The organism is Bradyrhizobium sp. I71 (assembly GCF_022354745.1).
Taxonomy (GTDB): domain Bacteria; phylum Pseudomonadota; class Alphaproteobacteria; order Rhizobiales; family Xanthobacteraceae; genus Bradyrhizobium; species Bradyrhizobium liaoningense.
The window spans coordinates 1,604,640-1,626,010 of record NZ_CP059398.1; the positions used below are offsets into that span (position 1 = coordinate 1,604,640).

The following is a 21,371-nucleotide window of genomic DNA, read 5'->3' on the forward strand; positions in this document are numbered from 1 at the left end:
AGGCACTGATTTGGTGGGCGCACCAGGGCTCGAACCTGGGACCCGCTGATTAAGAGGTAGCGACGGGTAGAGAACAATCAATGACTTACTGGTCGCACCACTGGGCTTATCCGGCCGAAAATGGGCATTCGTCGCACGATCATATTGCTTCGATGCACCGCCCCATTAGGCGAGCCTCGCCCGGCGCGGGATGTAGAGCTGGGTGAGCTGCCGGTCGGCGGGACCGATAACCGAATAGCCTACCGTCATCTCGAGAGCCGGCGCATCACCCCAACTGTCATTGCGGAACTTGCGGTTACGCGTCGCTGAAAAGACGCTGGCGCCATTTTCTCGCAGGTCCGGCAAGATGCCATCCGGCTCCTTGGCGAACCTGAGGCGGCTGGACATCGGCACGTCGTCCAGGTCCATCAAGTCCTGCACATAGTCACAGGAGCTGGCAGCCAGCGCCTTCGTGTTGTCGTTCAAGCCCTCGTCGATTGAGAACGACATGCTTAGATTACGTCGGCAAACTTGGCAGCTTCCTGGCCTGAAGCCACCGGCTGAGCCCCGATCCGCACATGGTCGGGATGCTCGTCGTCTAGCATGATTTTCAGACCATCGAAGAAACCGAGTACGCTTTCGATGAACTTGGGATCATCGACGATACGCCCTGCGCAACCCATCGGTGTCTTTGATCGCATCGCGTATCGGTGGTATGATGATGCGCGCTGAAGCCCATGGAAAGCCGAAAGTGTAAGCCAAGGTTGTCGTTTCAATGCGGACCAGGGCCCGACTTCGCGACGTGACCAAGCCCCTGGGCCAAGCGGCGGTGGGCGCGTTGACGATCGGAATATTGCGTACTGCTCGCTATTTCGATCCGACCAAGACTGCCAACTTATTCGCTCGGATCACTCGCTCAATCGGGCCCATGATGCGGGAGCAAAAGACCGGTCGAGCCAATCTAACCGCCGCATTTCCGGAAAGATCGCCTGCGGAGATCGAGACCATTCTCGCAGGCGTCTGGGACAATCTCGGTCGAGTCGGCGCCGAATTCGCGCATCTTGATCACATCTGGAACTACGATCCCGCGCGGCCCGAGGATAGCCGGATCGAAATCGACAAGCGCTCGTATGATTTGTTTACGCAGCTGCGGCTCGACGGGAAACCGGCGCTGATCTTTGCGAGTCATCTCGCTAACTGGGAAATTCCGGCCCTGGCAGCCGTCGCGCACGGGCTGGATACCGCGATCCTGTATCGCCGACCCAACATCGCGTCCGCCGACCGCATCATCCAGGATTTGCGCGCCGTGAAAATGGGCACACTCATTCCAGCAAGTCGTGACGCGCCCTTAAGACTTGCCGAGGCCCTTAAAAGTGGCCAGCACGTTGGAATGCTGGTCGATCAGTATCTGACCAACGGCGTCGAGGTCACTTTCTTCGGCCGCAAGACACGGGCCAATCCGTTGCTTGCCCGGCTGGTACGGCAGATTGAGTGCCCAATCCACGGCGTGCGCATCATCCGTCTGCCCGGACACCGCTTTCGTGGCGAACTGTCTGAAGAAGTGAAGCCGGTCCGCGATGCCGCCGGACAAATCGACATTCAGGGAACGATGCAGGCGGTCACGTCGGTCATCGAGGGCTGGATCCGCGAATATCCCGACCAGTGGCTGTGGCTACACCGTCGCTGGAGGTAGCACTTGGCCAACCGCCGTAGCCCTCGGCAGAGGAACATCGTCCAACTCGGCAATGCGGCGGTCAATCTCGCCGATGACGCGTTCCGAGAACGGCCCGAGGTGCATGTACAGCGCCATCAGCATCACGATGTAACGCAGCGCGCCCGGATTGGTCTTGGCGACGTCGACGAAGGTCTTCCAGAACGGCTCACGAACCTTCGGCAGGGCCCGCATGATCTTGTGTACGCTGTCGATGCCGCCAAGCCTTTTGCGCACATCGCCATCCGGGAGATCGCGGCGCCGGTCGGACCGGTCGAGCATGGCTGCGAGACGCGACAGCCGTCCTGCATAGGCTGCAGGACTGTAGACGTGCCCGAGCACGGCCTTGTAATCGGCAAGGATGTCACGAAGCGGACGCTTGGTATCGAAATTACAGCCGAGCGTGCACTGATCGCCCGCCTGCTCGACGTTCATGAGGTCATGGCCCTGGTGCAAGCGGCCTTCCGCGGCCAACCGCCGTGTAAGCTGCGTCCCAGGCAGCGCATAAAGCAGTCCAACGATGGAGACTGGAATGCTCGCCTCCTCGATGAGGTCGGCCATTGCCTGTCCTATCGAGGCATTTTCGCTATCGAACCCGACGATGAAGCCAGCGGTGACGAACATGCCGTAGCCGTAAATCTTGTGAATGCACTCGGCGATGTTGCGCCTGGTGTTCTGCTTCTTCTTCATCTGCACGAGCGTCTCGGGATCCGGGCTCTCGATGCCGACGAAGATCGCGAAGAAGTTCGCATCCTTCATTGCCTGCAACAGTTCGCTGTCGTCCGCGATGTTGATCGAGGCTTCGGTCGAGAACTCGAATGGATAGTCGTGGTCTTCCAGCCACGCTTTGAGCCGCGGCATCAAGGTGCGGAGGTTCTTCTTGTTGCCGATGAAATTGTCGTCGACGAAATCGACATGCCCGCGATAACCGTGATCGTAGAGTGCCTGCAACTCTGCGAGAATCTGATCGTTGGTCTTGGTACGCGGCACGCGGCCATACAACTCGATAATGTCGCAGAACTCGCAGGTGAACGGGCAGCCGCGCGAATACTGCAAGCCGATGTATAGATAGTGATCGAAGTTGAGAAGATCGTAGCGAGGCATCGGGCTCAGCGTGACATCTATCTTGAATTTCTCGGCGATGAACACGCCTTTGCGTTCGCCGCTTTCCCAAGCGGCGATGAACTGCTCGATGACATGCTCGGCCTCGCCGATCACCTGAAAATCCGCGTCCGCGTAAAGATGCGGGCTCGAGGAGACGTCCGGCCCGCCGACACATACTGGCTTGCCGCGCAGGTGAGCGAGATCGATCAGGTAGATGGCATCCGGTTGCTGGTTGAGCATACCGCCGATCATCACAAGATCGGCCCAATCGAGGTCCGCCTCTGTCAAAGCCTCGGTATTGCGGTTGACGAGCCGGATGTCCCAATGCTTCGGCAACATAGCGGCGACGGTGATCAGGCCGAGTGGCGCCGTTGGATACTTCGCACCGACGAGTTCGCAGGCATCCGCATAGTTCCAAAACGAATTCGGAACGAACTTCGGATAGATCATCAGGACGCGGCAGGGGATTGTCATGCTGTTCCAGCCCGGGCGTTGATGGCACAATGCCCCGCTGTTTATCGGGGCTCAAGGGTTCGCTTCCGCTCGTCGATAAGGCGTTGAGTGCTGATCGTGGAGGTGCGCATGGCGGTTCAGTTCGCGCACCTCGGCGGCAGTGCATTGCGAATCAATCAGGCCTGACGCGAACATCGCCGGCCGCAAGGCTAGTATCAGTATCCTCAGATACGCGTTCTATTTGGATTTTTTTGGGGCACGCTTTTTCAGTCCCGTGCCGGCATCGTCCCCACGGCAGGGCCAAGCATCCCTGAATGCTTCGATCGCGACGGTGATCCCCGGCTCATTCACCCGATCCGGATTGTCATCAAGATACTGCAGAAAAACCTTCGCACTTTGCAAAGGGCTGCCTTGCGCGGGGGGGCATGCACGCACGTCAGCGGGCAGATTTGGTGAAAAGAGCATCGCGGTCTCGATCATTCCCTCACATGCACCTGCGGACCGAGCTTCGTCCTGATTGCGAAGCGAGCTCTTGACAAGCAGCTCGCAGGCCTTTTGCGCGTCGGTTCCCTTATCGACAACCGTGGCGCTGGCCGTCCCGATGATAGCTAGGATTAGGCCGGCAACAATCATATGGACCCGCATCCGCGTCCCCCGAACACCGGCGCGATAGCTTGCAGGCATTGAGTATGCCGCAATAGAGCGGCCGCCCGCGCCGTTCCAGGCGGCTCAGACGGCTTAGCTCAAAAAAAGCGTCTGATCCATCGCGCTCGAATACAGCGACGTGAACTCAGCTCTTCCATTTCCACAGAGCCGAAGGAGCGCTTGTCGACTTGATAACACGCAGCTTTCCGCGCCGTGACCGCTGCAAAGGTCGGCTACACCGCGATCATGATCGCGGATCGCCATAGGCGGCGACAAGCGTGCTGATGGTACAGATCTCGATTCGGCACGGAGAGCGTCTATTATCCCGCCGTTTACGCGACGTGCACTGGTCGATTGATATTGATGCTCGGCCTCGACGCAGAACCATTGCCCAAAACGGCAATCTTCGTCTGCGACGACAAGTTCTGCGAACCTTCCGGAACTACGCCAAGGTGGACTTCGCCCTCGGAACGGCTTCTAACAAGAGCTCAGCAATGTCAAAGCGGAGGTGGAGCTGCCTCGCAGCGCAGCGCCACGGACGTTCCCATAATCTCCCCGCCTATTCATCAACCAAGGCGAGGCAGCCCACGAATGCTGGTCGTATCGAACCGCATCCTCAAAGAACAAGCTCGCTTGAATTTCTTGAAGACCTCACACCCATCTTCACGCGCGGAAAACTGGATGAACTCAATCCGAGGATTCTAGCCTCGACCGGGTTCAAGCTGCACCGTTTTTCGCCCCCCGTTCAGCTCTCTGAGTTTGTTTACGTATTCCTCAGGCTTTAGCAGATGAAACGGAGCGTTGAGGCCCATAAAAGTCGCTATGCGCCCGATGAAAGCAGTGCAGTTGGTCGTTGCTGCATTCCACAGCGGCGAAGTGTCCTGCTGGCGCTTGATATAAGCAAAGACCTTCTTGGCGTCCGCCTCAGACAAATAGACGCGATAGCTGGCCGTCAGATATTGCTCGTCAAGATCACCGTAGGTCGCGCCCGTCTCAGAAGGGACAAACATGATGTGTCCCAGGATATAGGGCACCTCGTCGCCGGCCGGAGCCAGACCAGCGACCTCGACCTGCTTTTCGCCCGTCTTTCCGTACCAGACGAAAGCATGACCGTACGTTGCCGCCGTGCGGGCACGAAAATCAACGTAGTAGGGACCCGTGGCGGCAGCTCTTCGAGCTGGCTTTACATCGGATATCGCCGGCGTAGCAGCAGCCATGCTCGCCGCATGCTTCGTCGCCGAACTGGGGACAGCGTCCCGTTGCTGCTGGTCGGCACGCGCCACGAGTGGTTGCGCGCTACTGATCCCGGCCCCCAAGCCTACAAAGGCCGCCAGCATGGCGGCCTTTGCAAGAAGCTTTAGACCCGGATATTTCCGAATCACTCCCGCCATCTTCGAATCCTCTTGGATCCAAGATCCGATGCCACAGGTAGCCTGCTACCCCAAACGAACGCCGCTGGCGTACGAATGGATAGTCAGATCAACCCTTGGTCACCAATGGAGCCGGGGCAGCGACCGGGTATTTGCCCACGGGGCTCTTACCCACGGGATATTTGCCGATCGGAGCTTTGCCAACCGGCGCGGCGGCGGCAACCGGCTGAGGCCGCGGCAGGTCAGCAGCAGCTGCGGTTCCCACGAAAGCCAAAGAAGCGATTCCAAGGACAGCGAATTTCAACATCGTTTCTCACCATTGTTCGGGACGATTGGATTCACCTGACACGCATAGGAATAACCCGACACTCGCCACGGCACCAACGAATAGACCGGGGGAGTCCGCGGTTCCGACCGCTTTTTCTGCCGTATGTTGCGGAAATGGCACGCAAATCGAGGTGTCTGGTTCCAAATCAGTCTCGTGCGTACCACAGGTCGAGACATGCCGGGACCTAGCTAGAGTATCCACGGGAAGACCCGACCGGTCCGCGCCATATAATCGCGATAGCTGTCGCCAAACGTCTGCAACATCATTCGCTCTTCCCTTGCGACGCGGCCAAAGAACAAGATCCCGAAGCCGGCCAGGCCCGCGAAACCGGCAATCCAATTCGGCAGCAGCAATGCCTGGGCGATAGCCCACAGCCAAAATGCCGAATACATCGGGTGTCGAACTCTCCGGTAAATCCCTTCCGTCACGAGCTCATGATTCTCTCGCACGTCGAGACTTATCGACCAATTCCGGCCGAGTGCACGGTGAGTCAGGTGAAACACGCCCAAAGCCGCAATCGCAAAGAAAGAGCCCAGCCAAGCCAACGCGGGATAAAAGCTGTGAGCCGCGAAACGAGGCATTCCTGTCGCTACGTAGACAAGCGGAACAAGTCCGAGTCCCGAAAGTGATATGAGCAGGAGCGCAGTTTCCAGGGGGCCTCGAGCGCTCCGCACAACCCTCGCACGGCGGGAACGGCGCGCGTACTTATAGCGTATGAGGTACCAGCCGATCACCAACGCAACGAAGATGACTTTTGAAATGGTGGGCGTCATCTGAATCAGGCTGCCGCGCCCGGATTTCCCAGCAGCTCGCTTTCCGACGCCGGCGCGCCCGCAATAAGGCCTCCGTCGTCAGCGATCATCGACACAGCGCCATCCGGGGCGAGCGTCTGGGATTTGGCTGAAATAGGTCCGCATGTGAGCATGAAGTAGTCGTACGATGTTCGCCTGTCATTTCCACTGACGAACTGGCAGTGCACGCGGAAGAAATTGAAGCGGATGCGTTGATACATGTCGTCGTTAAGCATTCGACTAATCTTCACGACCCTGACGGTCGCCTCGTTTTCTGTCGACAAGCCCATTTCGGCCATTGGCCGGCATTTGTAAAAATTCAACACGTCGGTGAGGGCTTGATAGTCGCCCCAGAAGATCGCGCGGGAATTGGCGACGCGTTCCACCGCACTGCGAAAGCGTACTGCCTTCGGGTGCAGGCCGATCTTGAGTATGGATGATCCAACGCTCAAGAATGTGACGGGAATCTTTTTCCGACCGAGCCCAGGGTCCAGCTTCAAGGCGCGATCAAGTAGATCAACCGCTAGCACGGCGCCAAGGCTATGCCCCACGACCAAAATTTCGTCTGCGGCAGAGTTGGTCGCCGCAACCACGAGCTCGGCGGCCAACCTGTCTAGCCTCTGCTCAATTTCCGAATTCCCGCATCGAATATACTCGCGAGAAAAAATCCAATCGTCAAACAAGTCGCTCAGGTGGAGCCAGCGCCACGGGCCAGCCAAAACGGCTACGATCCCGAAGAAACCGACACCGGTAGCCGTAGGAATGGATCCGGTGATCTTGAATGCAACCAGGGCAATCAAACAGGCGGCCGCGATGAACAGCCCGAACATGACGAATGGATAGAGAAAGAACAGTGCGTAGCGCCAGTTGGTCAGCAAGTACCGCCAAAGAGTGCCGGTCAAAACGAAATCCAGAAACGCAAGAATGCCGACGGAAATGCGTGAGCCAATGCTTCGACGCCCGAAGGCCTCAATTACGTCGTGCCATCGGACCAGACGGTAATCGGTTTCGACGAGCCAGTCGGGGCCAGTTGACGTCACATTCCATCGTATCTGGTCGGCGGTATCATGCAAACCGTCAACGGCCGCTTTCACTGACCAGGTACGTTGGAACCTCGCAATTTCGCGCACAAAGCGTCGTTGCGCGCTGGCATGCGACGTGATTGGATCATAGCCGCCGATATGGAATACCAACCGTTTCGCTACAGGCTTGCCGGACATTGTCTTATCCCCGGACTCATGCGTGCTGCTCGCTCCCCACGCGTCAATCGACCTGCAGTCAAAAACAGACGTTTGAAGCCAAGGGTTGTCAAGAGAGAATCGACCAGTTATTGGGGAACATGGGTCGATTTGTTCTGCCATGCGTAAGCCGAACCGCTCGAACAATAGCGTCGATCGGTGCTGCCGTGATTGTCGGTTTGTCTAGCACAGCGCCCTCTCAAGCGCAGGACGAGGCATCATCTGGCCAGAGATGCCTTGCTGCAAATTTGGATGTTTCGCTGGGCGCACAATTGCCCCGCACGGCGGCGCGTTTGAGATCTGGTGAGCCGCTAAAGATTGTCGCGATCGGATCATCGTCGACGGTGGGGCTCTGGGTACTTCGGTCCGCGGCCACATATCCGCAGGTGATGCGCCGAGAACTCTCGAGGCTTAGATCCAACGCAACGATCGAGGTCATCAACAGCGGTCGAGTCGGCGATACGATTCCGAACAACATCGCGCGGTTCGAGCGTGACGTTTTCGCGCACACGCCTGATCTCGTTATCTGGCAATTAGGTACCAATGACGTCGCCTGGGGTGGCCGGCCGGACCAAGGGCTCAAGAGAAGCGTTCTTGAAGGGGTAAGGGCACTTAAGGCGGGGTCTGCCGATGTCGTGTTGATGGATCTGCAATATGCGCCACAGGTGCTCGCTTCCGCTAGCTACTCAACGATGGAGGGCATCATCGCCGATGTCGCGAAGCAGGAACGGGTCGGGCTGTTCTCTCGTTTTGCGCTGATGCGAAACTCGATCAATGCCGGAGTTGCGCAAAGCGCGCTTGTAACGTGGGACGGATTGCACAACACCGCCGATGGTTATGATTGCATTGGACGAGCCCTTGCCCGAGCCATCTCAGCGAGTGCGCGTTGAGAGGCCCTAGCTCAGGCGAATCGAAGGCTGCGGGTTCGCATGAGTTTGGGCACCGGCCGTGACAGCGATGCCGAACGTGCAGATGTCCACCAACGTGAACAAAGACCAACTATCGTCGACAATCACCGCATTTCTCGCAGCGGTGACAGCAATTCGCGCCGACGCTGTCAGGGGGTGCGCTCATGCACCAATATGCCAGCCAACTTGCTGACCTGTTATTGGTGCTTGTTGCCGCGTGGATGGTGCCGGCCACCATTTTTATCACCTACGCCTATTTCGCTCGTCTTAAGAATCCGGTCAGCGAATCGGTCTTTGGACGCGTGGTCATCATATCCTTGTTCATCATAACCACGTCGATCTGGCTCCCGATAATTCTGACCGCCATAGCCCTATCGCTGATCGGCCATTTGTGGTTCCGCTTCAGGGGACAACTACGCAAATAGCTAGATATTGCTGGAGGCGAAAAAGATGGAGCCGAATTAGAGCGGCCCCTCAGCAAACAGAAAAGGGAAGCGAAGCAATGTCCGCGTTTCGGCGGGCGCCGGTGCTTTCTCGTGGTCCAAGCGGGGGCCTCTCGCCTAGACACCAAGATAGTTGCGCTGAATGTCGTCATTCTCCGCAAGCTCCCGCATCGAGCCCTCGTACATGATCTGCCCCTTCTCCAGCACATAAGCGCGATCCGAGACCAGTTGGGCGAAATGGAAATTCTGCTCCGACAGCAAGATGCTGGCGCCGCGCGCCTTGAGAGACAGAATCATGTGCGCCATCTGCTCGACGATGACGGGGGCGACGCCTTCCGAGGGCTCGTCGAGCAGCACTAGGAACGGATTGCCCATCAGCGTGCGGGCGATCGTAAGCATCTGCTGCTCACCGCCGCTCATCTGTCCGCCGCGCCGGCCCTGCATGCGTCCGAGATTGGGAAACAGCTCGTAGAGCGCGTCCGGCGTCCAGTTCAGCGCCGGACTGCCATCCGGCCAATGACGAAGCTGCTGCCGGCCGGTTTCGAGATTCTCCGTCACCGTCAGATCGGGGAAGATGCGACGATCCTCGGGTACGAAACCAAGCCCCATGCGCGCGACCTGGAACGGCTCCTTGGCGGCGATATCGCGGCCCATGAAGCGAATCTGCCCATCGCGGCGCGCCAGCAGCCCCATGATCGCCTTCAGCGTTGTGGACTTGCCGGCGCCGTTGCGCCCCATCAGCGAGATGACCTCGCCACGGCGCACCTGAAGCGCAACATCGAACAGGATGTGCGCGGCGCCGTACCAGGCGTTCAAGCCGGAAACTTCCAGCAGGGCAGGCTCGACGACGTCGCTCATGCGGACATCCTCCCGCCGAAGGCCGGTTGCGGCAGATGCTCGAAGGTCGTCCCGCTGCCGAAATAGACCTCCTGCACCTTGGGATGGTTGCGGATCGCCTCCGGCGTCCCTTCCGCGATCAGCTGGCCGCGCGCGAGCACGATGACGCGGTCGGCATGCGCGAATACCACATCCATGCTGTGCTCGGTGAACAGCACGGCCATGCCGCGCTCGACCACCAGCCGCTTCGTCAGGGCCATCAGCTCGTTGCGCTCGCGCGGCGCCATGCCGGCGGTCGGCTCATCCATCAGCAGCAGCCTCGGATCGTTGGCGAGCGCCATCGCGAGCTCGACGCGCTTGATGTCGCCATAGGCGAGCTCGCTGCAGGGCCGGTCGGCTTGCGCGCGCATGCCGACCTGCTCGAGCAGCGCCAAAGCCTCGGCGCGAAACCGGCCGGCCGCCGGGTGCCAGAGCGCGAACACCTGGCGGTGATGCGACAGCACCGCCATCTGCACATTTTCCGCGACCGTGAAGGAGGCGAAGGTGGCTGCGATCTGGAAGGTTCGTCCGACGCCGAGGCGCCAGATGGCGCGTGGCTTCATGCCGATCAGATCACGCTCCGCCATGCGCACCGATCCGCCGGAGGCACGCAATTGCCCGCCGACCATGTTGAACGTGGTCGATTTGCCTGCGCCGTTGGGGCCGATCAGCGCCAGCAGCTCGCCGGGATGAAGGTCGAAGCTGATGCCATCGACGGCGCGTACGCCGCCGAATGAGATCCCGAGGTCGCGGACTTCAAGCAACGCAGCACTCATGTCAGTTTCTCCTGCCGCTCCGCCGTCATGCTCATTCGTGGGTGCTGCCACCAACTGCGGATCTGCAACGAGATCCCCGCAAGTCCCTGCGGGAAGGCCAGCACCAGAAACAGAATGATGCCGCCGAACAGAGCCCGCCAGTAATCGGTGGCGCGCATGACCGAATCCTGCAGGACCCCGAACACCGCGGCGCCGATGATGGGCCCCGTCAGCGCCTGGATTCCGCCGAGGAGAACCATGACGAGGCCATCGACCGATTTGCCGACCGAGATCACATCCGGCGACACGCTGCCCTTGGAGAACACATAGATCGTGCCGGCCAATCCGCCGAACACGCCGGCGATGACGAAGGCCAGCCACTGCACGCGCTTCACGTCGATGCCGATCGCATCGGCGCGAAGCGGCGAGTCCCGCCCGGCCCGCAACGCGTAGCCGAACGGCGCGAACAGGAACCGGCGCAGCACATAGGCCGAGAGCGCGACCATGACGAGGGTCAGATAGTAATAGCGCGTTCCGCTCAGCCACTCGTCCGGCCAGATGCCGATCATGCCGTTGGAGCCGCCCGTCACCGCGTCCCACTGAAACGCGACCGACCAGACGATTTGCGAGAAGGCGAGCGTGAGCATCGCCAGATAGACGCCCGAAAGCCGCACGCAGAACCAGCCGAACAGCATCGCGCCAAGCCCCGCAAGCAGCGGCGCCGCGAGGATCGCGAGCGGCATCGGCAAGCCAGCCGCCTTGACCAGGATCGCCGCGCCATAGGCGCCGAGCCCGTAATAGGCGGCATGCCCGAACGAGTGCATGCCACCCGGCCCCATCATGAAGTGCAGGCTGACCACGAACAGGATCGCCACCAGCACGTCCTGGCCCAGCACGGCGGCATAAGGCAGCGACTGGTTGAGCAATGGCAGCGCCGCCATCGCGAGCAGGCAGACGGTGATCGCGACTCCATATCGTCCCGAGCCGCGGCGCAGCGGCGCCTCGACCGGCGCCGCATGGCGATTGGTTGCCTGCGGGCGTCCCAACAGCCCCCACGGCCGCACCACAAGAACCACTGCCATGATCAGGAACTCGACCACCAGGGTCAGCTTGGAGAACGAGATCGTGATGCCCGCCAACTGAACCGTGCCGAGCCCGATGCAGATCGACTTCACTTCCGCAATCAGCAAGGCCGCCAGATAAGCCCCCGGGATCGAGCCCATACCACCCACCACCACGATGACGAACGCATCGCCGATCGTCGTGAGATCGCGGCCGAGGCTCGCCGGCTCACGCGGCAATTGCAGCGCGCCGCCGAGCCCCGCCAGCATGCATCCGAGCGCGAACACGCCGGTGAACAGCCAGGCCTGGTTGACCCCCAGCGCACCGAGCATTTCGCGGTCATGCGTGGCCGCGCGGACCATCACACCCCAGCGCGTCCGCGTCAGCAGGATCCAGAGCAGTCCGAGGATCGCGGGCCCGATGACGATCAGGACGAGATTGTAGCTCGGATAGGCACGGCCGAAGAGCTGGACGGCGCCTGCGAGCCCCGGCGCGCGGCGGCCCAGCAGATCTTCCGGTCCCCAGATCCAGAGCGCCGCGTCGTTGAACACCAGCACCAACGCAAAGGTGGCCAGGAGCTGGAACAACTCGGGGGCCTTGTAGATCCGACGCAGCAGCAGCATCTCCACCAGCGCACCGAGCAATCCGACTGCCAACGCCGCGAGCAACAGCGCGCCCCAGAACCCCATAACCCGCCAGGAGCCGCCGCCGAGCCGTTCGATGAGCGAATGAGCCACATACATGCCCAGCATGAAGAAGGAGCCATGGGCGAAATTGACGATCCGGCTCACGCCGAAGATCAGCGACAGGCCGGCGGCAACCAGAAACAACGCGGAGGCTTCCGCCAGGCCGTTCAGCAATTGCGCCAGGAGGGCGTAAAGATCCATGACAGTTCTCTGGCAATCTCGCTCAGGACAGATGTGGCGGGGAATGACGACGGGCGCCCCACCGCATGCGGGGCGCCCGTCGTCGGGTCAATCGGCGGGACGCAGCTTGCGCACCTCGTCGTCCGACGGCAGCAGCGTGTCGCCCGGCGCGAAGTGGTAGTCGACCATCACACCTTTGCCATCCTCGACCGCGAGCTTGCCGACATAGAGACCCCAGGTCGCCTGATGATCGATCTTGCGGAAAACCGTCTTGCCATCCGGCGTATCGAATTCGAGCCCTTCGAACGCCTTGATCATCGACTCCGTATCGGTCTTGCCGCCCGAGGCCGCCACGCCGGCCGCGATGGCCTTGATCGTGGCGTAGCCGATGATCGAGCCGAAGCGCAGATTCTCCTTGCCGTATTTGGCCTGGTATTCGGTCAGGAAGGTCTGGTGGGCCGGCGTCTTGATGCTGTACCAGGGATAGCCGGTGACCACCCAATTTTTCGGAATCTCGTCGCGCAGCGGCTCGAGATATTCGGGCTGGCCGGTGATGATGCTGTAGACCGGCATGTTGTCGCCGAGGAAGCCGCGGGTGGTGCCCTCGCGGACGAACTGCGCGAGATCGGTTCCGAACAGCGCGTTGAACGTGGCTTCAGGCTTGGCGTCCGACAGCGCCTGGACGACGCTGCCGGCATCGATCTTGCCGAACGGCGGAGCCTGCTCGGTGACGAATTCGACATCCGGCTGGCGCTGCTTCATCAGCTTCTTGAAGACGTTCGCGGCCGACGTGCCGAACTCGTAGTTCGGATAGATGAGTGCCCAGCGCTTCTTCTTCAGCTTCACGGCATCGTCGACCAGCGAGGCGACGAGCATGTAGGTCGACGCGTCGAGGCGGAACGTGTAGCGGTTGCCGACGCTCCAGACGATGTTGTCGCTCAAGGCCTCCGTGATCAGCGTGAAGCGGCGCTTCTGCTTGGCATAGTCGGTCAGCGCGGTGCCGATATGGGCATAGAACGCGCCGGCGAGGATATCGACCTTCTCGCGGGTGACCAGATCCTCGGCTTGGCGGATCGCCTCGCCCGGATTGGCGTTGTCGTCGCGGGTGATGAGCTCCAGCTTGCGACCGGCGACGCCGCCTGCGGCATTGATCTGGTCGATCGCGAGCTGCATGCCCTTCTTGTAGCCGTCAGTGAAGACCGGCTGCGACTTGTAGCTATTGATCTCGCCGATCTTGATCGGCTCCTCGGCCCTGGCCGCAGCCGAAGACAGGACACCGACGGCGGCGAGACTGGACAGCAGAACGCACCTTAAACTCACTTTGTTGATCATTACGTCTATTCTCCGGTGAACGATGAGACCTCAAAACGTCAGGACGCGGCGCTCAGCGCCGGCGATGTGTCGAACCGATCGCGACAGATGCGGGCATCATATTGGTAGACCCACTCCGCCTTAATGCCGACCGCGTTGGGATTGCGCGCCTGCTCCTCCTTGAAGGCGAGATCGCGCGCGCGCGATTCCTCCGGAGAAGCCAGGTGATAGGTGCGACCGCGTTCGCGCGCCTCGAGCTGAACCCGCGCCGTGCGCGGGCGCCGCTCCATCTCATAGGCGTCGAGTGCCGCGTCGAGCTTCCCAGGCCCGAAATGATCCAGCGCCTGCGCAAGAACGTAGGCGTCCTCGATTGCCATCGCCGCGCCCTGCGACAGGAACGGCAGCATCGGATGAGCCGCATCGCCGAGCAGCGTGACATTCCCCTGCGACCAGCGTGCCATGGGATCACGGTCGAACAATCCCCATTTGTAGACCTGATCCGGATTGGTCCGAGCGAACAGCCGGACCAGATCGTCATGCCAGCCTGCATAGGCATCGAGCAGCTCCTGTGGCGTGCTCTTGGCCGTCCAGGATTCCTCGACCCATTCGTGGTTCTCGGCGACGGCGACGATGTTCACCATCGCGCCACCCTTGACGTAATAGGTCACCACATGCCCCTTGGGGCCCATCCAGAACGAGGATGTCGGCGTGACGAACGGCAACGGGTGCTGATCGACCGGAACGAGCGCGCGCCAACACATGTGACCCGTGTAGCTGGCCGGCTCCTGTCCCCACAATTCGGCCCGGATCACGGACCGAACGCCGTCGGCGCCGACCACGAGATCTGCAACATGCTCGCTGCCGTCATCGAAGCAGGCGACCATCCGCCCTGCCCGCTGGCGCAGCCCCGTGCAGGCCCGGCCTAGGGTGACGCGCTCCGGCGGGATGTCCTTGGCGAGCATCGCGTGCAGATCGGCGCGATGTACGTGATAGAAGTCGGCCCCGAACACCCGCGGGCACACGGCGCGAAGCGGGCTGCGGAATAACTCCTCTCCGCTCTGCCAATTCCAGCCGACCATGGCTTCGGGCAGGAAACCGGCGGCCGCGAGATCCTCGGCGAGGCCGAGCGCCTCCAGCACCTTGACCGCATTGGGCGTGACCTGCACGCCCGCGCCGATCTCGCCGAAGGCCGCAGCGCGCTCGAACACATGATAGTCGATGCCAAGCAGATCGAGGCTGCGCGCCAGCGCGACGCCGCCGATGCCACCGCCGATGATGGCCACGTGGAAAGGATGTTTCATGCGATCTCCCGGATTGGTCTTGGCAACGCAGACTTGGCAAGGCTTAGATTTGGCAAGGCTTAGATTTGGCAAGGCTTAGATTTGGCAAAGCTCAGATATCGAGTTCGAGCATGGTCCGGCCACGCGAGCAGCAGGCCATCATGGTGGCCGAGGTCGCCCTCGCGGCCGGCGGAATGACCTGGTCGCGGTGATCGACGTCCCCCGAGAGCACGCGGACCTCGCAGGCTCCGCAGACACCCTCTTCGCAGGAGTAGGACAGGTCGATCCCCGCGGCGATGCACGCGCTGAGCACACTCTCGTCGGCGCCGACCTCCAAGGTGCGGCCGGAGCGGACGAGACGGATGCTGAAACTTCCCGAGGGCTCGGCCTGCTGCGGGGCCGCGGCAAAGCGCTCGCGATGCATCAGCTCGGGCGGGCGCCGCGCGGTCAGCGCATCGAACGCGTCGATCATGCGCTTCGGCCCGCAGCAATACAGCTGCGCGTCGCGCGGCACCGCCGGCAGTACGTCGGCCAGGCGCGGCGCAGGCCCGCGCGTAGAGTGCAGATGCACGCTACCATCGGTGATGGCGGCGAGTTCGTCTTGGAACAGCCTGGCCATGGGGCTGCGGGTCCAATAGTGTAATTGCACCGGCTGCTGCTGAGCGACGAGCTTGCGATACATCGAGATGATCGGCGTGATGCCTATGCCGCCGGCGAACAGATATCGGGTCTCCGGCGTCGCCGCTCCGAGCGCGAAGTGATTGCGCGGGAGCGAGGCGCGGTAGACGTCGCCCACCACCGATTGCCGATGCCAGCAGCGCGAACCGCCCCGTCCGTCGGGCGCCTCCTGGACGGCGATCTCGTAGCGATCCCCGGCGGGTTGCGGCCACAGCAGCGAATATTGCCGCACAAGTCCGGGCGCGATCTCCAAATCGAGATGCGCGCCGGGCTCGAACGCCGGCAGCGCGGATCCGTCGGGCGCGGCCAGCCGGTAGAGGTTGATGCCCGGGGCGCCAAAAACGATCTCGACCAGCCGCAAGCCCAGGCCGAGCTCAGATGACGCCATAGGAAATTCCCTTGGCACGCAACCATGTGCGATAGCGCTGGCCCATCAGGTCGGTGCGGTGATGCAACTCGTAGCGCAGCTCGGTCGGGATGCGCTCGGGCCGCTGCGACTCCACGATCTCGCGATCCTGCCCATAGACCACGTCGGCGCGCTCACGGACCGACTTCGGGTCGGGATGCGGCTGCACGTTCAGCGCCGCGCAGACGCGGACGATGGTCGTCTTCTCGTCGATGGGCTGGGCCGTGAAGAAGGTCGTGAACAGGTCGGAGTGATCGGAGACGATGTTTGCAGCAGCGTCGGCCTGTTGCGTCCGCTTGGAGAAATAGGCCACCAGCGGCCGGAACGTATGATAGGTGTAGAAGGCCATCAGCGGCACGCCACGCGCATCGCCGAACGGCTGGAACACCTTCACCTCCGAGGAACGAAGCCCGGTGTCGGCCTCGTGCACGTCGTAGGGATCGAGCCGGTCCGGATGATCCATGACTCCGTTCAGGCCGGCATGCACGAAGGGAAAATGGCTGGCGTCGATGAAGTTCTCGATCGCACGGAAGCCGTTGGCCGCATAGCTGTAAGGTCCACTGTGGACCTTCAGGAAGCTCGCATCGTCCCACTGCGGAAACAGCGGCACGTCGACGCTGGGTTCGCCGAGGCAGACCCACACGAAGCCGTAGCGCTCGACCGCCAGATAGGGAAAGGCCCGCGCCTTCTTCATCGGCGTCTCGTCCGGAGCCGCGGGCATCAGGGCGCACCGGCCGCCCCCGTCATATTCCCAGCCGTGATAAGGACAGACCACCCGGTCGTTCTTGATCCAGCCCTTGGACAGGCGGGCCCCGCGATGGATGCATAGATCCTCCCAGACATGGATCTCGCCATCGTCCGTGCGCCACGCGATCAAGTCGCGCTCGAGCAAGCGAACCGGATGGATCTTGCCCGGGACGAAGTCCGACGCGAACCCCACGACATGCCAGTCATTAAGCAAGACGGGGTCCTGGCAGCCGTCCTGGGCAGTGATCGGCCGATGAGCTGATAAGGTCATGGCGGACATCGATGCTCCTTTACGGGACGTGGCGCCGCCACGTCATCTTAATTGGGTGACCATATAATTTCTTTATTGGTCGCCTATATAATTATCGTTTGCAATCCACATGCCACCTTGAGAAAAGGCGGAAAGCATCGCCATCTTCGTCCATTCGGGGGCAACTGCATGCGACTATCGCGATCTCGACAGAATTCCTTGCATCGATTCCGGGCACCATGCCGCCTCTTTGACGCCGGCTGCGGCGCCGACGGAGCGAAGCACATATGAGTGGCGTGTCCGGCCGACGCGGCCTTCCCTCAACCGAGTCCCGCACCAAGCGTCCGGGCCGGCCGGAAGGCGGCAGCGGCAAGATGCGCGCGGACATCATGGATGCCGCAGAGGTCATCTTCGCCAATCAGGGCTATGCTGGAACCACACTGCGCGAGATTTCCGAGCAGGCCGGCGTGACGCAGGCCCTCATCACCTATTATTTCGGCACCAAATTCGGCCTGTTTCGCGAGACATTCCTGCGTCGCGCGTCTGTCATCGCCGATGCCAGGATCGAAAGCCTCGCCACGTTGAGGGCCGCCGGCCAGGCGAACGACGTCGTCGCCATCATCGAGGCGTTCCTGCAACCGATCCTGAATTTGCGCGTAACGGCGCAAGGACTGGCGTTCCTGCGCCTGCATGCGCGGCTGCACACCGAGCCGCCCAACCTGTCCTACGAGCTCCGCAAGACCGCCTATGATGAATCGACGACCCTCTATATCGAAGCGTTGCACAAGGCCCTGCCCCATCTCTCGCGCGTCGACATCCATTGGCGCATGACGCTGATGATCGGGACCTATCTCTATGCCTTGTCCGACACGAACCGGATGGAGGACATGATGCCGGAAGCCTATGATCCGCGGGACAATGAGAGATTGAAGGTAGAGACCGTTGCGTTCATCGCCGGCGGCATGCGCCGGGACGAGCCGCAGCGCCCCACCGCTCCCTCAAAGAAGTCCCGGCGCAGACGATCAACCGGTAGACCCGCACCGCGATCGCAATCATGACATCCAATCGATATCGCGGACATGCCGGCTGGCACGGCGGGCTGTCGATCGCTAACCCACACGAGACGCTATCCCGTTCCCGGCCGATCGGCATGGTGGCGTGATCGAGGCACGCATGGCGGTGATGAAAACGGCTCGCAATGGAAAGAAACGCGGTGGACCGGGCCGCCCCGAGGGGCAGACTGAGAGCCGAGACGCGCTTCTCGACGCCGCCGAACGCTATTTCGCCGAGCGCGGCTATGCGGCGGCCAATCTGCGCGAGATCGCCGAAGCTGCCGAGGTCACGCAGGCCATGGCGAATTATTGGTTTGGCAGCAAGCAGGAGCTGTTCCGGCAGGTCTATCTGCGGCGCGGCGAATGGCTGGCCGAGCGTCGCATGGCGCTGCTCGGCGAGTTGACGGCGCGAAGGCGCTTCAAGGTCGAGGACGTGCTGCGCGCCTATGTGACGCCGCCCTTCGAGCTGCGGGCGTCGGCGCAGGGACGCGCCTTTCTGCGCCTCCAGGCCCGCCTCCATGCCGAGCCCGACGAAACGGCCTATCAACTGCGCCGCGAGGTCTATGACCGCCCGGTGCGCGCTTACGTCGCGGTCCTGGCCGATTTGCTGCCGCATCTGACCGAAGAGCGCTTGTATCTGCGTTTTGCCCAGTTCATCGGAATCTACATCTACATTCTTTCGGACGCGCACCGGATCGACGAGATCAGCGGAACGAAGCGCAGCGTCCCTCCGTCCGGCGATCTGATCGAGGAGGTCGTCCGCTTCACCACCCTTGGCTTTAAGGGCTGAGGCCGCCGCCAATTCGCGCATCCTGCCTCATAGGCCTGCCTATCACATGGGCTTGCCATTAAATTAATCCATTGTTTAATTTATCCCCGATTGACGAAGAGGATGAGTCATGGACCACGCCGGTTTCACCGAAATCTGCCTGCATCAGCTCAAGATGTCCGGTGTGCGCGACGGCGAGCGCCTGGTCGTTCTGACCCAGGGCAATGATCGCCTGTCCTACGCCGACGCCTTCATGGCCGCGGGCCAGCGGCTCGGCGCGCGGATGTATCACATGCGGCTGCCCACGCCGCTCCCGACTGCCGGCTGGAACGTCGGCGTCACTGGCCTGGCTGCCCTGCCCGACGCCGTCGAGGCCCTGAAGAATTGCGACATGCTGATCGACTGCGTCTTCCTGCTGTTCTCGCCGGAACAGTTCGCCATTCAGGCCGCGGGCACTCGCATTCTCACTGCGGTCGAGCCGCCGGAATTGCTGGCACGGATGCAGCCCTATCCCGAATTGCGCGAGAAGGTCGAGATCGCCGCCGGCCTTCTCGACGCGGCCAAGGTGATGCGGATCACCTCGCCGCACGGCACCGACGTGACCTACAAGCTGAACACCTATGACACGATCGCCGAATATGCCTGCAACGACACGCCGGGCCGCTGGGACCATTGGCCCTCCGGCTTCGTCTTCACCGGCGGCGACGATGACGGGGTCGATGGGCAGATCGTGGTCGCGCCCGGCGACATCCTGTTGCCGCAGAACATCATGGTCCGCGATCCCATCACCTACACAATCGAGCGAGGCTGGGTCACGGACATCAGGGGCGGGCTCGAGGCCGAGATCGTCAAGTCCTACATGGAATCCTTCAACGATAGGCGCGGCTACGGCATGAGCCATGTCGGCTGGGGCATGAACCCTCAGGCACGCTGGCACAATTTCGTCCCCGGCGAGTTTCCCGGAGGGATGGGCATGGAGCCGCGCAGCTTCTACGGCAATGTCATGTTTTCGACCGGCCCCAACAACGAACTCGGCGGCCCCAACACCACCGCGTGCCATCTCGACATCCCCATGCGCAACTGCTCGCTGCTGCTGGATGACGAAGCGATCGTGATCGACGGCGAGGTCGTCGTGAAGGATATTCAGATGAGCCGCAACTAAAGCGAGACGAGATCAGCGATCTCATCGGCCCGCCAGTTCCATCTAAGAAGCGGCATTAACAATGTCGTTCCATTCTCTGGTTGCTCAGTATCCGATGCCAGCGCCAGCGATCCTCGCTCGTCGTCAGCGTCTGCGTTTCTTCGCCCCCTATAACAATATCCCAATCGTAGGCTCGCGGTGTCCAAGCTTTGCCACCTTTTGGAGACCACGTAACGACGCATCATCGCGGGCGGGGCGAACCCAATTCGCCGACTCACGTGTAAGGACAGAGGATAGGACGGTGACGATGAGTCCGTCGCGCCGTCCGCCGAAACCATTCAGCGGTTTGGAAACGCAAGCGCTTCCTCACGCAGCAACAGCCTGGAGGTCGCAGGCTGGCTGGTGGAATGGCTGAGTCATCATGCTCGTCGACCCTAGCCGCAGGCAATAAAAGCAGTTCGAATATGCCGCTGATTTCTGCTTTTGCCCGCGGCGGACTCTGGCTCAGAGCGCAGCGAGGTCTGTTTCCTGAGGGTGACCCGAACAGAGGAACACACGTGATCCAAGGCGGCCTCTGGATCCGAAGCGGACCTCGCTACCCCCTTGACGGATGGTAGTTGTCCTGACCCAAACTCCCAAACTAAGGTCGAGACAACGTTCGTTGGGATGGGCCGAATGCTAACAGTTGTTGTTGCACAGATGTTGTTCCAGCAGCATTTGAGTGACACCCCTAGGGCCAATCACTCGCGGGTAGTGGCCCACATGATGCGGACGCTTGCGCCGGGCTTTTCGGCTTCTGCTGAGCTTTGGGAAGTCGTTGGCCTGCGCCATGATCTCGATTACTTTCACACATTGGACAACTGGAGCCAGCACGGTCTGCTGACGGTTCGCTGGCTTGGAAACAACATCCCCGCTGAGGCTCAAGATGCAATCGCTGCGCACGATCATCGCACGGGCATCCAGGCGGATAGGGTCCTCGCCGACATGCTGAAGACGGCAGATGCCATCGCAATCATTGACGAGAGACTGGGACGCACCACGCTCTGTGACTCGGACCGAGCGAAGCCTTACTGGTGGAGAACTTTGTGAAGCAATATTCGTACATCAACAACGGATTGGTCCGAAGCTGGCACATCCGCGAATGGGCTACAGTCGTCGGCAAGGATGCGTCCTAGATCATGCGGCCGGAATGATGGCAAGAACCTGCC

22 protein-coding genes are annotated in these 21,371 nt (G+C 61.2%); 7 read left to right on the plus strand and 15 right to left on the minus strand.

Features of this window, described 5'->3' with window-relative positions; genetic code table 11:
- Nucleotides 1-165: 165 nt before the first annotated feature.
- The gene (locus FJV43_RS07980; protein ID WP_239625979.1) at nucleotides 166-489 is read right to left on the minus strand and encodes a hypothetical protein; all 324 of its coding nucleotides are present in this window, start codon (nucleotides 487-489) and stop codon (nucleotides 166-168) included.
- Nucleotides 490-491: 2 nt separating this feature from the next.
- Nucleotides 492-680, minus strand: coding sequence for a hypothetical protein (locus FJV43_RS07985; protein WP_239625980.1), 189 nt, complete (start codon nucleotides 678-680; stop codon nucleotides 492-494).
- A gap of 74 nt (nucleotides 681-754) precedes the next feature.
- Between FJV43_RS07985 and FJV43_RS07990 the strand changes: the two genes are divergently transcribed.
- Complete coding sequence (locus tag FJV43_RS07990) at nucleotides 755-1,672, plus strand: lipid A biosynthesis lauroyl acyltransferase (RefSeq protein ID WP_239625982.1); 918 nt, start codon at nucleotides 755-757, stop codon at nucleotides 1,670-1,672.
- Here the strand turns inward: FJV43_RS07990 and FJV43_RS07995 are convergent.
- From FJV43_RS07995 to FJV43_RS08020, 6 genes are all read right to left on the minus strand, one after another.
- Nucleotides 1,652-3,268, minus strand: a complete 1,617-nt coding sequence (locus FJV43_RS07995; protein ID WP_239625984.1) for a B12-binding domain-containing radical SAM protein — start codon at nucleotides 3,266-3,268, stop codon at nucleotides 1,652-1,654. The genes FJV43_RS07990 and FJV43_RS07995 overlap by 21 nt on opposite strands.
- 216 nt (nucleotides 3,269-3,484) lie before the next feature.
- Complete coding sequence (locus FJV43_RS08000) at nucleotides 3,485-3,892, minus strand: Rap1a/Tai family immunity protein (protein WP_239625986.1); 408 nt, start codon at nucleotides 3,890-3,892, stop codon at nucleotides 3,485-3,487.
- Between the two features lie 701 nt (nucleotides 3,893-4,593).
- Nucleotides 4,594-5,283 carry a hypothetical protein gene (locus tag FJV43_RS08005; RefSeq protein WP_239625988.1) on the minus strand — a complete coding sequence of 230 codons (690 nt, stop codon included), beginning with the start codon at nucleotides 5,281-5,283 and terminating at the stop codon, nucleotides 4,594-4,596.
- 88 nt (nucleotides 5,284-5,371) lie between these two features.
- A complete protein-coding gene (locus FJV43_RS08010; RefSeq protein ID WP_082822273.1) occupies nucleotides 5,372-5,569 on the minus strand; it encodes a hypothetical protein in 198 nt (65 codons plus the stop codon).
- 209 nt (nucleotides 5,570-5,778) lie between these two features.
- Nucleotides 5,779-6,363 (minus strand): protein-S-isoprenylcysteine O-methyltransferase, encoded by a 585-nt coding sequence (locus tag FJV43_RS08015; RefSeq protein WP_239625989.1) that lies wholly within the window; start codon nucleotides 6,361-6,363, stop codon nucleotides 5,779-5,781.
- Nucleotides 6,364-6,368: 5 nt separating this feature from the next.
- Entirely contained in the window at nucleotides 6,369-7,601 is a 1,233-nt protein-coding gene (locus FJV43_RS08020; protein ID WP_239625991.1) for a hypothetical protein, read from the minus strand.
- A 185-nt stretch (nucleotides 7,602-7,786) separates the two neighbouring features.
- Here FJV43_RS08020 and FJV43_RS08025 point away from each other — a divergent pair, with 185 nt between their 5' ends.
- Entirely contained in the window at nucleotides 7,787-8,509 is a 723-nt protein-coding gene (locus tag FJV43_RS08025; RefSeq protein ID WP_239625993.1) for an SGNH/GDSL hydrolase family protein, read from the plus strand.
- Nucleotides 8,510-8,691: 182 nt separating this feature from the next.
- Complete coding sequence (locus FJV43_RS08030) at nucleotides 8,692-8,952, plus strand: hypothetical protein (RefSeq protein ID WP_239625995.1); 261 nt, start codon at nucleotides 8,692-8,694, stop codon at nucleotides 8,950-8,952.
- Nucleotides 8,953-9,087: 135 nt separating this feature from the next.
- On the opposite strand, the gene FJV43_RS08035 is transcribed toward FJV43_RS08030, so the two are convergent.
- The 7 genes from FJV43_RS08035 to FJV43_RS08065 form a co-directional block, all read right to left on the minus strand.
- Nucleotides 9,088-9,828: an ABC transporter ATP-binding protein gene (locus FJV43_RS08035; RefSeq protein WP_194392605.1), complete on the minus strand. Its 741-nt coding sequence runs from the start codon at nucleotides 9,826-9,828 to the stop codon at nucleotides 9,088-9,090.
- Nucleotides 9,825-10,622 (minus strand): ABC transporter ATP-binding protein, encoded by a 798-nt coding sequence (locus tag FJV43_RS08040; protein ID WP_239625997.1) that lies wholly within the window; start codon nucleotides 10,620-10,622, stop codon nucleotides 9,825-9,827. Before FJV43_RS08040 ends, FJV43_RS08035 begins: the two co-directional genes overlap by 4 nt.
- Nucleotides 10,619-12,550 carry an ABC transporter permease gene (locus FJV43_RS08045; RefSeq protein WP_239625999.1) on the minus strand — a complete coding sequence of 644 codons (1,932 nt, stop codon included), beginning with the start codon at nucleotides 12,548-12,550 and terminating at the stop codon, nucleotides 10,619-10,621. Before FJV43_RS08045 ends, FJV43_RS08040 begins: the two co-directional genes overlap by 4 nt.
- 87 nt (nucleotides 12,551-12,637) lie before the next feature.
- On the minus strand, nucleotides 12,638-13,861 hold the full coding sequence (locus FJV43_RS08050; protein WP_239626000.1) for an ABC transporter substrate-binding protein: 1,224 nt from the start codon (nucleotides 13,859-13,861) through the stop codon (nucleotides 12,638-12,640).
- A gap of 38 nt (nucleotides 13,862-13,899) precedes the next feature.
- Nucleotides 13,900-15,141 (minus strand): FAD-dependent monooxygenase, encoded by a 1,242-nt coding sequence (locus tag FJV43_RS08055; RefSeq protein ID WP_239626002.1) that lies wholly within the window; start codon nucleotides 15,139-15,141, stop codon nucleotides 13,900-13,902.
- 91 nt (nucleotides 15,142-15,232) lie between these two features.
- Nucleotides 15,233-16,186 (minus strand): PDR/VanB family oxidoreductase, encoded by a 954-nt coding sequence (locus tag FJV43_RS08060; protein WP_239626004.1) that lies wholly within the window; start codon nucleotides 16,184-16,186, stop codon nucleotides 15,233-15,235.
- A complete protein-coding gene (locus FJV43_RS08065; protein ID WP_239626006.1) occupies nucleotides 16,173-17,222 on the minus strand; it encodes an aromatic ring-hydroxylating dioxygenase subunit alpha in 1,050 nt (349 codons plus the stop codon). Before FJV43_RS08065 ends, FJV43_RS08060 begins: the two co-directional genes overlap by 14 nt.
- A 266-nt stretch (nucleotides 17,223-17,488) precedes the next feature.
- Between FJV43_RS08065 and FJV43_RS08070 the strand changes: the two genes are divergently transcribed.
- The 4 genes from FJV43_RS08070 (at nucleotide 17,489) to FJV43_RS08085 (ending at nucleotide 21,252) form a co-directional block, all read left to right on the plus strand.
- Entirely contained in the window at nucleotides 17,489-18,259 is a 771-nt protein-coding gene (locus FJV43_RS08070; RefSeq protein WP_239626008.1) for a TetR/AcrR family transcriptional regulator, read from the plus strand.
- A 100-nt stretch (nucleotides 18,260-18,359) separates the two neighbouring features.
- Nucleotides 18,360-19,043 carry a TetR/AcrR family transcriptional regulator gene (locus FJV43_RS08075; protein WP_239626009.1) on the plus strand — a complete coding sequence of 228 codons (684 nt, stop codon included), beginning with the start codon at nucleotides 18,360-18,362 and terminating at the stop codon, nucleotides 19,041-19,043.
- A 109-nt stretch (nucleotides 19,044-19,152) separates the two neighbouring features.
- Nucleotides 19,153-20,184, plus strand: a complete 1,032-nt coding sequence (locus FJV43_RS08080) for a leucyl aminopeptidase (RefSeq protein ID WP_239626011.1) — start codon at nucleotides 19,153-19,155, stop codon at nucleotides 20,182-20,184.
- A 654-nt stretch (nucleotides 20,185-20,838) separates the two neighbouring features.
- Complete coding sequence (locus FJV43_RS08085; protein ID WP_239626013.1) at nucleotides 20,839-21,252, plus strand: hypothetical protein; 414 nt, start codon at nucleotides 20,839-20,841, stop codon at nucleotides 21,250-21,252.
- Nucleotides 21,253-21,371: the final 119 nt, after the last annotated feature.